The sequence below is a fragment of the Arthrobacter sp. H14 genome, assembly GCF_000520495.1.
GTDB lineage: Bacteria > Actinomycetota > Actinomycetes > Actinomycetales > Micrococcaceae > Arthrobacter_C.
In genome coordinates, this window is the sequence record NZ_KI914668.1 from 9941 (window position 1) to 20148 (window position 10208).

Sequence of the window (10208 nt, forward strand, 5' to 3'; positions counted from 1 at the left end):
GCCGCCATGCCCGCACCGACGAACATGAGCGCGCCGGTCAATGCGCCGGCACCTAGGACTGCGCTTGTGCCTTTCATCGTTCCCTCCCGATCTAAACATCTCGATTCAATAACTGTTACGTGCAACACGGCCCACGGTAACAGAGTGACAGTAGTTGTTGACCTGATGAAGGACACCCCCAAATCAACAAGGCCTGTCTCCTCAGACGTCCATTAGCCTGCTTATATGTGTCCGGTCTGCCACGCGGCTCAAGTGCCGCCCAACCGCCAAACGTGTTCGGTGGAGTGCGCCCGGATACGGAGCGCCGAGCTGACCCGCTCCGAGCACCTGCACGCCTGGCATGCCGAATGGCTGCAGCTTTACCAGGAGGGCCTAAGCTACGCCGACATCGGCCGGCGCTACGGGGTCAGCCGCACCACCGTCGGCAGGGCGGTACGTCCCCGGCTCGAACGTCCATGACCATCCTTGGCTCCATCCGAGATAGAGCTCTCTTCTGCTGTCGGACGCTTTTAGTAAATGGCGATGGCTTCGATGACGATTGCCGGACCGCTGATCCACGCATGAACATCGTTCTCGGGCAAGTCAATGGACAAAGCATCGGCGAGACCTGTTAGCTGATCACCAAGATCAAGCATAATCATCCGCTTCATCAGATATTCCCAGCCGCTCAGGAGCCATTCTTCCGAACTCAGGTACCCTTCATCCCCTTCGCCAACCAGATTGCGAACAGTCCCGAGAACACGCATCTCTCCCTCAATCCGGTCGACCGAGGCGCTATCGATAAAGAAACTGGGCTGCAGATCGACGAAGACCTTCTGTTCGAGGCCGGTGCCTGTGAGCTCGATCAGCATAGGTATCGGTACGAGCTCATTGCCGAGATAGACACCCTGCATCTGTTGCATGATTTCTGGCTCGATCTCATTGAACTCGATTTCCGAGAGGTCCTGATCGATTCCCTTCATGTATTGCAGCAGAAGATAGAGCATCTTGCCAGCAAGGCTGGCTGAAGTAACGCGTGCGACACCATCGAGTTCGATGAGTTCGTCTTTCACGAGCGTCTGTGCCGTCCCGGGGAAGGACACAACTTTACTGCGCATTAGCCCGTCGATGACCTTGCTGACCGTAGCCTTCTGAGTTGGGGTCATGGTGTAGCTCGACTGGAGCTCCACCTCGGAGCCCTTGGATCCACCAGCCACGATGGGGCCGTATCCCAGCTTTGCGTTGCCCGTCCGTTGCTGGACTGTCCTTTCAACGATGTCCGTCTGCACCGGGACATCGATTTCGTTGTACTCCGCCCGGGCGAGCAGTGATTCAAGATCAAGATACACGGGATTACGAAGAGCCATAATCGTAGTCTCCCAGAAATTGAAGGGTCGATCCCGCACCCGCATATGCTGATGTCGAACCCGCTTGTTGCCGTAAAACCCAAGAGGAAGCCTGAATGCCTGACGAGAACGGTCCGAGATTCCTGGCGATCCCCGACGTTGCCGATGAGTTGGCCGCCACCAATATCCAGGTGCGGTCGCTGATCAAGTCGGGCGACCTGCCGGCCATCCAGATCGGCGGCCGGGGTCAATGGAGAATTGAGCGGTCCAAACTGGAAGAGTACATTGCCGACGCCTACCGACGCGCCGAACAGACCGTTGCCGACGAGACAGCCAAGAAGGAACAGCAAGAGAACGAGCCGGACGACTGATCCGACCGCCTATGTGGCCGTATGTCGGTAAGCTCATTCCATGTCAGACTTTCGGTCCCAGCTACGGGCCCTCGGTGACTCGGAGAGCGTCCAGTACGGTGTTGTCTCCTCGATGGTGGCCGCAGCCGGCACCCTTATCCGGCCCGTCCGGGGCTCCGAGGCAGGACGTTTCGCCTACCGGACCGGATTTGCGGCATTTGCAGCCCTGGCTTTGTCGGCGTGGCCGCGCGGTGGCAGGCAGGCCATTCCAAACCTTCCGGTTCGTATTGGGTTGGCGGCAGGCGGCGCCGCCCTCGCGTACAGGTTCGCCGAATCCGGTGCACGCCTGGACGCCTGGTTCGAGGGTTGGCTGCGCCACCGCAACTTCACGCGGCCACGGATCGTGATGGCGCTCGGTGCCGGCGGCCTGTCCGTCGCGGTGTTCCTGTTGGAGCGCTCCGTGAACCACAGGCACAAGTATGACCACGAGGAGTCGATGGCTGAGCCGCTCGATGAATCGGATCAGGAGCAAGCACTGCCATGGGAGGATCCGGGTGCGGTGCACCGCCGCCTATACGCGGAGATGGTCAGCGTCAGCGGCAAGTATGGGCCCGTGCTGGCAGAGCAGTTCGCCAACTCGCAGATACGCAGAGACACCCACTGCGAGCATGGATGCTTCGACATCAGGGTCGCTGCAGAAACACCGCGGCTGCCCCGCAAGGCCGAATGCCCCATGCCGTTCGGCGCGAGGGATGAAGTTACCGGATCCGAAACCAACGTCATGGTGCTGCTGTGGCACGAGCGTGGACTGATCTCCGGCGTCGAAATTTCCTGGTTTGAGGGCGATTCGCATCCACCGCCCGAGCAGTTGACTGTCTTTGACTGAGTAAAAGTTTCGGTCCCGCTGCGGGCACGACAACCGCCGCCTCCGTACACATGGGGTCCATGAAGATCCTGACCGTCGATGCCCGCTCCACGAACCAGACCGACATCGCGCTGCCGTTCGAAACGGATGAGGAAGTCGTGGCCGCCTGGGGATGGCTGCTCAGCAACAAGTATCTCGACAACTTCTCCTACCGGCCGCGGGCCGAGGGCGTCGACTTGGGCCGCGCCTTCACCGAAGCCCAACTGGTTTCCCACCAGAACTCCAACGGCTCCCCTCTTCCTCCCGTGGACGCCCGGCATGTACGGGCCATCATCGGCCACCTGTACCAGGACGACCTGCATCACTCGGTCCGTGAGGTCATCAACCCCATGGAGAACGCAACCGGATAAGCCGCGCCTCCAGCTTTCACCCAAGGTGGCCTGCCTATGATCGGGGTCCACGGTCAATCCGTGGGGACGGCAGGCTTTCTGTGCGGGTTGGCTCTCTCGTCATCGTGACGATGCCCGGCCATGCCCGGGGTGAAGGGGAAGCTCATGCCCGTACGACAACTGACCGCCCGCTTTGGTGCGCTCAAAAACCAGTCCGGTCCCACCGATCTCGTCTCGGCCGCATGCGGTGTCCTGATGACGGCCGCGGTCGCGGCAGGAGTATCGGGGCCGGTCATCGACATCATCGACAACGCCCGGGACGCGGCCGCCACGGACGCCCTCGACAGCATCCGGACGGCTCAGCAGCTGCAGCTCGTGCTGGAAGGGGCCTACCTCGACAGGGAGGGGCTGGAGGAGGCTGAACTTGTCCACGGTTTGCCCGAAGGCTTGACGATCACGAGTGACGGCGACACCTACTGTGCCTCCCTGACCGCTGCCTCCGGAACCAGCTTCACAGTCTCATCGGCGGATCCAACCATTCATGAAGGGGTCTGTAAATAGCCAGCCGCCGGACCCAGAGTCCTCAGTTGCGGCCCACGACAACCGTCAACAGCAACTGGAACATGGGCGCAAGCATGCCGGTGAGGACCGCTGCCCCAAGGGAGGCGGCCAAGCGGAGCACACCGTACCCCAGCCTCTTTCCCCGGCCGTATCTCCTGCGGTCTTTGAGGTGCCCGTTGACGATCCAGCCGGCCAACACCAAGGCCAGCCCGACCGGGAACCCGATCAGGAATGCCCACCCGCCGATACTTGAGGAGACAGGATCGACGGTGGTGCCGAATGCATCGTTTTCGCTGATCAGTTCGGGCGAAAAGATATTCACCCAGGTGGCCAGGACCAGGTACGGCACCACGCTCAACACGAGCAGGCAGATGCCGGTGTATTTCAGGACTCGATACCAACGTGGCCCGGTCCCGGACTCATGGTTGCCGGCCGGAGGCACGGTCGAGTCGATGCGCTGGGAAGTCATCTGAGTGAACCGGTTTCCAGGGGATTTGTCATCGAAGGTCTTTCGCCCGGGGCAGGTCCGATCCTGCCTGTCCAATATCTTATGCCTGTGTTTCTGTCTTTGGCTCGTGGACGCAGCGCTCGAGGTGCCGGCGCCGGAAATGCGGTAGATAGGACTTGGCCCCGTTGGACCAGGTGACGGTGACCATTTCGGTTTGCTCCCGGGCGTCCCAGCGCCCTTTACTGACCCGTTTGACGGTTCCGGAGCCGACCACGACGTCGCCGGGAGTCCAGTAACGCACCGGGATGCCCTTGCCGTCGCAGGAACCGGGTCGCCATGGTGTGCCCGACGTTCGAGTCCCTGGCATTAGAAGGGAACCTCCAGTCCGCGTTCTGTTGCTTCGGCGGCCAGGTCAGGCATCGCGGCGAGGAGCCGGCCGACGATTTCGCGTGCCAGCGTATCGGGCACCATGTCGGAGAGGAATCCTCCACCGGCGTCGCGGACATTGACGGACAAATTGTAGTATTCAACCCCACCCACCAGAGTCCGGCCGGAAAGAATATCCAACGCGCCACGGAGCTTGAGCGCATCGTCCCTCACCGTGCCGGACAGCTGCGAATGGTCTTCTTCATGGACATAGCTTTCGACCAGGTCCACGCCCATCGTGTGCGCATCATCCGTGTGCCGCAGGGACGACAGCGAGATGGCGAGCCGGAGTACGGGATCGCCGTCGATGACGGCCCGCGTCTTGTCCAGAAACCGGGCATAAAATTCGGCGTTCATGAGTCGTTGTCCTTGTCGTCCGCATCATCCAGGGCGGTGTAGAACGCGAGCATGGTTTGTTCGGAAATGACTCCTCCGCGGCTGCCGGGCACCGTGTTACCCCAGGCGTCCTTCCATGGTTGCTCCTGCTTGGTCATGCTGGTCAGCTGATAGTTTTTCCAGGATAGGTAGGCCTCGAGGATGGCGTTGATGGATTCCTGCTGCTCGCCGTCGAAGACATCAGGGTTTCCCTCCCCGGCGGTCGTGTCGGCCAATGAAGCGACCGTGAAAATGCCGCGGTGCGTTTCGTACAGCTCCGGGCTGACCGGCCCCATGCCATAGGCGTGGAATTCGGCGTCGGTCAGCCGTTCACTGTCCCAGACCAGGTGCCATGCCTGGGAGTAGTAGCAGAGCTTGTGCAGCTTCATTGTGGTGATCTCGCCGGTGCGCGCAAGGATGTACGCAGCCAGGTCGAAGATGGAACGGTCAGGTGTCATGGTCCAGATGTGTGCGGCGGGCATGGTTGCGCTCTACCGCCCTGCTCCACCCCCGCTGCGGGAGGTTTAGGATGTGAGCAATTAGCGTGGCCGCCAGGAGGACGATATGCCCGAACCGAAGATGGTCGATACGAGGGACACCCGCTGGCAGGAGGATTATCCGTCCTACCGGGTTCAAGTGTGGCATTTCAGGGGTAATGACCCGGACGAGGCTCCATCCCTGGAGGAATATCAGTTCGACGACGTCGACGTGGATCGCGTCCTGGAATGGGCCTCATCCCAGGAGGCACCGGGTATGCAGATTGTCGTCTACGCACGCATCATCATGGACTACGAGCCGGGACTCATTCGGCTGCGTGGCAGTGACCCGTCCGCTCCCGAGACGCCTTCGAGGGGCTAGCGCATAATGCCGCTGACCAGGTTCTTCATCGTCTGCATGGTCCTGATGGCCGTGTGCGGGCTCTGGCTCTACTTTGTGGCAAGCACCGGCGAGATCAGGATCGGCGCCGTGGCCATCGCCGCATGCGGGTTGACCGGGGCCGTTGCTGGAATTGTATCCAGGGTGAAGAAGTGACGCCGTTCAGGCGGACACCGGTTCGATCAGGTGTGGGCCGTCATTGCGGACCGGCCCCACCTCGTCACCAACGATTCGTGGCACCAGGCTGGGCGCCGGAATGCTATCGAGCAGCTCCCGCACCTCGTCTTTTCCTGTGAGCGTGGGATCCAGCCATGACCTCTGCAGGTCAGCCGGCACGATCAGCGGCGTCCGGTCATGGATGTGGCCCAACGTGTCGGTCGCCGTGGTGGTGATGATCGTGCACGTCACCAGCCATTTATCCTCGTGTCCGTCCGGCAGCGACGGGTCCGGCCAGAATTCAAAGAGACCGGCGAAGGCGAGCAGCTCGTCGCGCTCCGGGTGCAGGTAGGTGGGCGTCTTGGTGCCGTCCTCGTGCTTCTGCCATTCGTAGTAGCCGTCGGCGGGCACCAACGCCCGACGTTTGGACGCAGCGGTACGGAAGGACGGCTTCTCGGTGATGGTCTCCATCCGGGCATTTATCATTCGGCCGCCCATCTTTGGGTCTTTCGCCCATGAGGGCACCAGGCCCCAGCGGACCGTTTCGAGCCGGCGGCCCATCTCTCCGGTCTCGTGGTTGATCCGGTCGGCGACCAGCCTCACCCGCTGTGTGGGTGCCACATTCCAGGACGGGTTCACCTCCGGTCCCGCCGCTTCGTCGACGTTGAACGCCGAGACAAGGTCGCCGGTCGCCTTCGACATCACATACCGTCCGCACATGGTGACGATTCTAGACGTTCGGCCCTGCCTGGTGGTCCTCGTCGAGAAATACCTGGACCAGGTTCAAGACGACGTCGCGCTGCTTTCGTGAGAGCCGGTTGGCTTCGGGCGGCAGCACAAAGTCCTCGAGTTCGCCGGAGGGCAGGCCGGCAGCTGCGCGCAGTTTCGGCAACGGTATGCCCAGTGCAGCACCGAGTGCCGCCAGCACGTTTTCGGACGATTTCTCAGGTTCACCGCGCAAATACTTGGACACGGAGGTGTTGGCGACCGGGTGGCCCCTCTTCTCCGCCTCTGCCGTGATCCGGCGGGCCGACCAACCCTCGCTGTTGGCTTCATGGAGAAGTTTCGACAGAGCGCTCACTGGGGTCTCGCCTTCATGCAGCCAACTCTATGCTCTGGCGGCGTCTTTCAGTTCGGCGTTCTGGGCACGCAGCCGGGAGAGTTCGGCCAGCAGGTGCGGAAAAGCTTCGTGCGATTCCACGATCCTCTGCGCATCGGCGCGCCCATAGTCTTTCGGCTCGGTGCTCACGTCGGCGATCAGACCGAACAGCCCGCGGTCTTTCTGAACGATTCGATTCTGCTCGTGGATAGCCGGGTATATGGTCCAGTGGCCCTTGGTGGTGCTGGTGTGCAGCGCTTCGAGTTCGGACAGCCACTCGTCCGTCGGGGAGCTGTCAGGAATCGGTGAGACCGTCACCGGCCGTGACCTTTCCCTGTTTGGGGAACCGAACTCCTTTGATGCTCCACAATTCGCAGGGTTCGATCCAGAAGCTGACCGGGTTGGCGTCCAGCATGGTGTCAAGGTTCGTCCGCATGTGGGCTCCGCAGAACATAATGTGCCCGACTTTGAATTCGAACTTGGACTGGGCTGCGCCGATACATCTGTCGCATCGATCGACGCCTGTGAAGGGTCGGAGTGGACTCTGCGTTTTGAGGGCTTCGTTGATCCGGGTTGCTGTCTCACTGGTTTCAGCAGGAGCGGTTGCGGTAGTCATGGGACTTATGTGTACGGACGCTGTCTGGCCGCTCTTCACCGCTGCGGGTGGCGGCGGTGATTTCGTTGAGGACCATCGCCGGCAGGACGGTCAGCGACCCGCACACTGCCAGCTGGCCGAGGAGGATGCCCAGGATGAGGAGTGCTGCGACCACGGTAATGAGTGCCACGACCGGCCATTTCGGTGCCTTCGAGGTGGCAGCGCCGACGACAGAGCTGGCCACATACCGGGCGAACAGGGCGGCTCCGGAAGCGGCCAGGAGGACGGCGGCCAGCCAGGCGTTCATTTCCGCGGAACTGAAGCCCTGCACCGCTACCGTCATCGAACCGGGTTGTGGATCCAGGGCGTCGAAGATGGCGGCAAGGACGGCAGTTGCCACGACAGCGGTGATGGACCAGATGGCTGCAGTGCGTCCGGCCGGTGTCATGATGCCACCTTCACAGCTGTTCGCCGTCCCTCCCGGGTCATCATCCGGGTGATGGCCCTCGCCGCGGAATAGCTGTCGTGGCTGCCCTCTCTCGCCTGTCTGGCCGGGGTGGCGGCATAGTGCTCCATGTCCACCTGGATCTCCGCGAACGCGGCATTGAGGACATGAAAGGTCACCGCTTCGGACACATGCTGGGCGTGCAAGGCGGGCGCTACTGCCCATGTAGCTTCCGGGAATGACTCTCCGCAGGTGCACCCCGGTACGCCGGCGGTGACTTTCTGCCGGTGCCCGAGCAGCAAATCAGCGGTGGACCCGAAGATTCGTGCTCTGGGTTCGGTCTCAGGCATGGGTCTCCACCGGTGCTTCCTTCTGCTTGTAGACGATGTCGTATCCGAGGTCCTCGAAGATCTCGTAGGCGGCCTTGATGCCGTCCGATTCGAGTAGCTCGACGGCTTCCTCGAATTTTCTGGCCGGAACCAGGTGTGCCGGTGATGCCGGGTCGACGCCACCGACAAGCATGCGCTGGATGCGGGCGAGGAACCGTTCACGGAGGTCTGGTTTCCGGTTGCGCCAGTGGAGCTCGATGATGACGTTGTACCGGGGCAGGGCGAACCTGTGGAAAGTTGAGGGATTCATGTTCTTACTCATGCGTAGAGGCGGTCGGGTGAAGCGGCCTGTTAGCGGGACGGGGCTGCCGGTTGGCCGATACCCAATGCGAGGCAGCGTTCCTGGGTTTCAGTGATCAGCTTTCGCAGGCCATCGGTGAAACCGTCGGTCCGGGCTCGTTTATAGAGGCCGTTCAGCTCCGTGTTGGCTTCGTCCAGCTGCGCATAGTCAATGACCCGCCCACTGGCGATAACAGTTTGGAGCCTCTTGATTGTACGCTCCAGATGCTCAATTCCTTCGAGCTGTTCCTCCGGATGTCCGCTGAAATTGCCGCCGGCATAATCTTTCCTGGCCTGCTTCAGTTGGGTATGGGTGGTCGCCAGTTCCCTTCGGGTGCGGGCGTTGCTGATTATCCTGTGACGGAGCTTCATGTGGCTCATGTGTACGGAGTCTAATCCGGGCTCACCGGGACAGTGGAGGCCCCGGTCATTGGGGGGGTATCCCGGGGCCTCCTTAGACCGATACTGATCAGCGGACCTTGCGAAATCCTGCATGGATTGGCCGCTGAGGCACCGTCACCAAGGCAGATCGGCAGCCGACGTTCCGGGTTTGATGAGTTTCCGGATTGAGTACGCGATGGTGCTCTTGTCCCGGCACCAGATACTCATATAGCCGGGCTCCAGCTCGGTGCCGATCATGTTCTCGATGGCTGCGTGTGCGTCCTCGACTCGGGCATGGGTGAGGAACTTCGGATCCCTTCCGGCGACGACACTCAACCAGTCGTGGGATGACTCCGGGCGGGCGGGACGCACCTGTTTGTTGGAGGCGTCCCAGATGACCCATACTTCCCGGCCCTCGTCCAGAATGTGCTCCTCGTAGGAACCGGTCAGGAATTCCCAAACGCTGGGCGTTCGTGAGGTGTCCGGGCTGCCCGGCTCAATAAAGCCTTCACCATCACGTTGGTATATTTCGTCGGGGTTGTAGGCAGCGCAAACCAGCGACCCCTGGGGTACTGCATGGAGCTCCTCGATGGAACGGACGACGCGTTCGGGAATCATGGGTTGCCTTTCTTGGCCCAGGGCAGGGCGCTGAAGTGAATGCCGGACGGGATGTCATGCAGGAGGGCGTACTCGCCGGTGCCGGGGTCCAACTGCAGGATCTGCATGGCTTCGTGGGCGATGCCTCCGCGCATCTGGTTGCTGATGGCGCTGCGAGCGTAGCCAAGACCGGTGTGGGCTTTCCTGCGGGGGCTGCGGCTGGGAATGACTGTCTGCCATGCCTTCGCTGCAGCAGGGGCTTTGGCCGTCGGGTCCCACAGCACCCAGACCTCGGGCGCTTCTCCGCAGTGCATGGTCATCGCATCCCACGCTTCGCCATCGTCGGTGATCCGGGTGGATTCGAAGCCTGCCCACTGATCCGTCCATGCTTTACGGACGGCACGGTGGGGCCGCCGAGGCGGGCAGACCATCGTATTGACCGCCAAAGCTGTGAACTGCTCGAAGGACGTGACGGTTCCGAAGGGGTGCATCGCTGCTCCTATCTGGTCTTGCGGAGATGAGGGGGCATTCCCGGGATATGAAAGCCGGGGCGTGGACGCGGGTCGAGGCCCAGTCGTTCTCTGGCAGCGTTGGAAACCAGATCGTTGGGGTCGTCGACGAGCGGGGGCACGACGCCCGCGGGAGTGTTCGG

General features: G+C 61.7%; 22 protein-coding genes. 7 read left to right on the top strand and 15 right to left on the bottom strand.

What is annotated here, in order from left to right:
- Positions 1–279 precede the first annotated feature (279 nt).
- Positions 280–459: a helix-turn-helix domain-containing protein gene (locus Y707_RS0115375; RefSeq protein ID WP_026535745.1), complete on the top strand. Its 180-nt coding sequence runs from the start codon at positions 280–282 to the stop codon at positions 457–459.
- A gap of 50 nt (positions 460–509) precedes the next feature.
- On the opposite strand, the gene Y707_RS0115380 is transcribed toward Y707_RS0115375, so the two are convergent.
- Entirely contained in the window at positions 510–1346 is an 837-nt protein-coding gene (locus Y707_RS0115380; RefSeq protein ID WP_155853026.1) for a DUF6414 family protein, read from the bottom strand.
- A 95-nt stretch (positions 1347–1441) separates the two neighbouring features.
- Here Y707_RS0115380 and Y707_RS0115385 point away from each other — a divergent pair, with 95 nt between their 5' ends.
- From Y707_RS0115385 to Y707_RS0115400, 4 genes are all read left to right on the top strand, one after another.
- Positions 1442–1696, top strand: coding sequence for a helix-turn-helix domain-containing protein (locus Y707_RS0115385; RefSeq protein WP_026535747.1), 255 nt, complete (start codon positions 1442–1444; stop codon positions 1694–1696).
- 40 nt (positions 1697–1736) lie between these two features.
- Positions 1737–2561, top strand: a complete 825-nt coding sequence (locus Y707_RS0115390) for a hypothetical protein (protein ID WP_155853028.1) — start codon at positions 1737–1739, stop codon at positions 2559–2561.
- A gap of 59 nt (positions 2562–2620) precedes the next feature.
- Positions 2621–2950 carry a hypothetical protein gene (locus tag Y707_RS0115395; RefSeq protein ID WP_155853030.1) on the top strand — a complete coding sequence of 110 codons (330 nt, stop codon included), beginning with the start codon at positions 2621–2623 and terminating at the stop codon, positions 2948–2950.
- Between the two features lie 144 nt (positions 2951–3094).
- Entirely contained in the window at positions 3095–3490 is a 396-nt protein-coding gene (locus Y707_RS0115400; RefSeq protein ID WP_026535750.1) for a hypothetical protein, read from the top strand.
- Between the two features lie 22 nt (positions 3491–3512).
- Here Y707_RS0115400 and Y707_RS0115405 read toward each other — a convergent pair whose 3' ends face one another.
- The 4 genes from Y707_RS0115405 to Y707_RS26525 all read right to left on the bottom strand — a co-directional run bounded on the left by Y707_RS0115405 (position 3513) and on the right by Y707_RS26525 (position 5221).
- The gene (locus Y707_RS0115405) at positions 3513–3959 is read right to left on the bottom strand and encodes a hypothetical protein (protein WP_026535751.1); all 447 of its coding nucleotides are present in this window, start codon (positions 3957–3959) and stop codon (positions 3513–3515) included.
- Positions 3960–4038: 79 nt separating this feature from the next.
- Complete coding sequence (locus Y707_RS0115410) at positions 4039–4305, bottom strand: hypothetical protein (protein ID WP_155853032.1); 267 nt, start codon at positions 4303–4305, stop codon at positions 4039–4041.
- Positions 4305–4721 (bottom strand): hypothetical protein, encoded by a 417-nt coding sequence (locus tag Y707_RS0115415; RefSeq protein WP_026535753.1) that lies wholly within the window; start codon positions 4719–4721, stop codon positions 4305–4307. The genes Y707_RS0115410 and Y707_RS0115415 overlap by 1 nt, the downstream gene beginning before the upstream one ends.
- Positions 4718–5221: a Panacea domain-containing protein gene (locus Y707_RS26525; RefSeq protein WP_051442083.1), complete on the bottom strand. Its 504-nt coding sequence runs from the start codon at positions 5219–5221 to the stop codon at positions 4718–4720. The genes Y707_RS0115415 and Y707_RS26525 overlap by 4 nt, the downstream gene beginning before the upstream one ends.
- Positions 5222–5303: 82 nt before the next feature.
- Between Y707_RS26525 and Y707_RS26530 the strand changes: the two genes are divergently transcribed.
- Positions 5304–5597 carry a hypothetical protein gene (locus tag Y707_RS26530; RefSeq protein ID WP_035781947.1) on the top strand — a complete coding sequence of 98 codons (294 nt, stop codon included), beginning with the start codon at positions 5304–5306 and terminating at the stop codon, positions 5595–5597.
- Positions 5598–5603: 6 nt separating this feature from the next.
- Positions 5604–5771, top strand: a complete 168-nt coding sequence (locus tag Y707_RS30820; RefSeq protein WP_155853034.1) for a hypothetical protein — start codon at positions 5604–5606, stop codon at positions 5769–5771.
- A 6-nt stretch (positions 5772–5777) separates the two neighbouring features.
- On the opposite strand, the gene Y707_RS0115435 is transcribed toward Y707_RS30820, so the two are convergent.
- From Y707_RS0115435 to Y707_RS0115480, 10 genes are all read right to left on the bottom strand, one after another.
- Positions 5778–6491, bottom strand: coding sequence for an SOS response-associated peptidase (locus Y707_RS0115435; protein WP_026535754.1), 714 nt, complete (start codon positions 6489–6491; stop codon positions 5778–5780).
- A gap of 10 nt (positions 6492–6501) precedes the next feature.
- Positions 6502–6852 (bottom strand): hypothetical protein, encoded by a 351-nt coding sequence (locus Y707_RS0115440; RefSeq protein WP_026535755.1) that lies wholly within the window; start codon positions 6850–6852, stop codon positions 6502–6504.
- A gap of 27 nt (positions 6853–6879) precedes the next feature.
- Positions 6880–7188 carry a hypothetical protein gene (locus Y707_RS0115445; protein WP_026535756.1) on the bottom strand — a complete coding sequence of 103 codons (309 nt, stop codon included), beginning with the start codon at positions 7186–7188 and terminating at the stop codon, positions 6880–6882.
- Positions 7166–7486 carry a DUF7455 domain-containing protein gene (locus Y707_RS26535; protein ID WP_035781948.1) on the bottom strand — a complete coding sequence of 107 codons (321 nt, stop codon included), beginning with the start codon at positions 7484–7486 and terminating at the stop codon, positions 7166–7168. Before Y707_RS26535 ends, Y707_RS0115445 begins: the two co-directional genes overlap by 23 nt.
- The gene (locus Y707_RS0115455) at positions 7461–7913 is read right to left on the bottom strand and encodes a hypothetical protein (RefSeq protein WP_026535757.1); all 453 of its coding nucleotides are present in this window, start codon (positions 7911–7913) and stop codon (positions 7461–7463) included. The genes Y707_RS26535 and Y707_RS0115455 overlap by 26 nt, the downstream gene beginning before the upstream one ends.
- On the bottom strand, positions 7910–8260 hold the full coding sequence (locus Y707_RS0115460; RefSeq protein WP_026535758.1) for a hypothetical protein: 351 nt from the start codon (positions 8258–8260) through the stop codon (positions 7910–7912). The genes Y707_RS0115455 and Y707_RS0115460 overlap by 4 nt, the downstream gene beginning before the upstream one ends.
- Positions 8253–8561, bottom strand: a complete 309-nt coding sequence (locus Y707_RS0115465) for a hypothetical protein (RefSeq protein WP_155853036.1) — start codon at positions 8559–8561, stop codon at positions 8253–8255. The genes Y707_RS0115460 and Y707_RS0115465 overlap by 8 nt, the downstream gene beginning before the upstream one ends.
- 29 nt (positions 8562–8590) lie before the next feature.
- Positions 8591–8959: a hypothetical protein gene (locus Y707_RS0115470; protein WP_026535760.1), complete on the bottom strand. Its 369-nt coding sequence runs from the start codon at positions 8957–8959 to the stop codon at positions 8591–8593.
- A gap of 135 nt (positions 8960–9094) precedes the next feature.
- Positions 9095–9577: a hypothetical protein gene (locus tag Y707_RS0115475; protein WP_026535761.1), complete on the bottom strand. Its 483-nt coding sequence runs from the start codon at positions 9575–9577 to the stop codon at positions 9095–9097.
- On the bottom strand, positions 9574–10047 hold the full coding sequence (locus Y707_RS0115480; protein WP_026535762.1) for a hypothetical protein: 474 nt from the start codon (positions 10045–10047) through the stop codon (positions 9574–9576). The genes Y707_RS0115475 and Y707_RS0115480 overlap by 4 nt, the downstream gene beginning before the upstream one ends.
- Between the last annotated feature and the right edge of the window lie 161 nt (positions 10048–10208).

Bases quoted from the DNA above. Each gene is read 5' to 3' on its own strand.
- Y707_RS0115380 (WP_155853026.1), bottom strand. From the start codon at position 1,346: ATGGCTCTTCGTAATCCCGTGTATCTTGATCTTGAATCACTGCTCGCC.
- Y707_RS0115385 (WP_026535747.1), top strand. From the start codon at position 1,442: ATGCCTGACGAGAACGGTCCGAGATTCCTGGCGATCCCCGACGTTGCC.
- Y707_RS0115390 (WP_155853028.1), top strand. From the start codon at position 1,737: ATGTCAGACTTTCGGTCCCAGCTACGGGCCCTCGGTGACTCGGAGAGC.
- Y707_RS0115395 (WP_155853030.1), top strand. From the start codon at position 2,621: ATGAAGATCCTGACCGTCGATGCCCGCTCCACGAACCAGACCGACATC.
- Y707_RS0115400 (WP_026535750.1), top strand. From the start codon at position 3,095: ATGCCCGTACGACAACTGACCGCCCGCTTTGGTGCGCTCAAAAACCAG.
- Y707_RS0115405 (WP_026535751.1), bottom strand. From the start codon at position 3,959: ATGACTTCCCAGCGCATCGACTCGACCGTGCCTCCGGCCGGCAACCAT.
- Y707_RS0115410 (WP_155853032.1), bottom strand. From the start codon at position 4,305: ATGCCAGGGACTCGAACGTCGGGCACACCATGGCGACCCGGTTCCTGC.
- Y707_RS0115415 (WP_026535753.1), bottom strand. From the start codon at position 4,721: ATGAACGCCGAATTTTATGCCCGGTTTCTGGACAAGACGCGGGCCGTC.
- Y707_RS26525 (WP_051442083.1), bottom strand. From the start codon at position 5,221: ATGCCCGCCGCACACATCTGGACCATGACACCTGACCGTTCCATCTTC.
- Y707_RS26530 (WP_035781947.1), top strand. From the start codon at position 5,304: ATGCCCGAACCGAAGATGGTCGATACGAGGGACACCCGCTGGCAGGAG.
- Y707_RS30820 (WP_155853034.1), top strand. From the start codon at position 5,604: ATGCCGCTGACCAGGTTCTTCATCGTCTGCATGGTCCTGATGGCCGTG.
- Y707_RS0115435 (WP_026535754.1), bottom strand. From the start codon at position 6,491: ATGTGCGGACGGTATGTGATGTCGAAGGCGACCGGCGACCTTGTCTCG.
- Y707_RS26535 (WP_035781948.1), bottom strand. From the start codon at position 7,486: ATGACTACCGCAACCGCTCCTGCTGAAACCAGTGAGACAGCAACCCGG.
- Y707_RS0115455 (WP_026535757.1), bottom strand. From the start codon at position 7,913: ATGACACCGGCCGGACGCACTGCAGCCATCTGGTCCATCACCGCTGTC.
- Y707_RS0115460 (WP_026535758.1), bottom strand. From the start codon at position 8,260: ATGCCTGAGACCGAACCCAGAGCACGAATCTTCGGGTCCACCGCTGAT.
- Y707_RS0115465 (WP_155853036.1), bottom strand. From the start codon at position 8,561: ATGAGTAAGAACATGAATCCCTCAACTTTCCACAGGTTCGCCCTGCCC.
- Y707_RS0115470 (WP_026535760.1), bottom strand. From the start codon at position 8,959: ATGAGCCACATGAAGCTCCGTCACAGGATAATCAGCAACGCCCGCACC.
- Y707_RS0115475 (WP_026535761.1), bottom strand. From the start codon at position 9,577: ATGATTCCCGAACGCGTCGTCCGTTCCATCGAGGAGCTCCATGCAGTA.
- Y707_RS0115480 (WP_026535762.1), bottom strand. From the start codon at position 10,047: ATGCACCCCTTCGGAACCGTCACGTCCTTCGAGCAGTTCACAGCTTTG.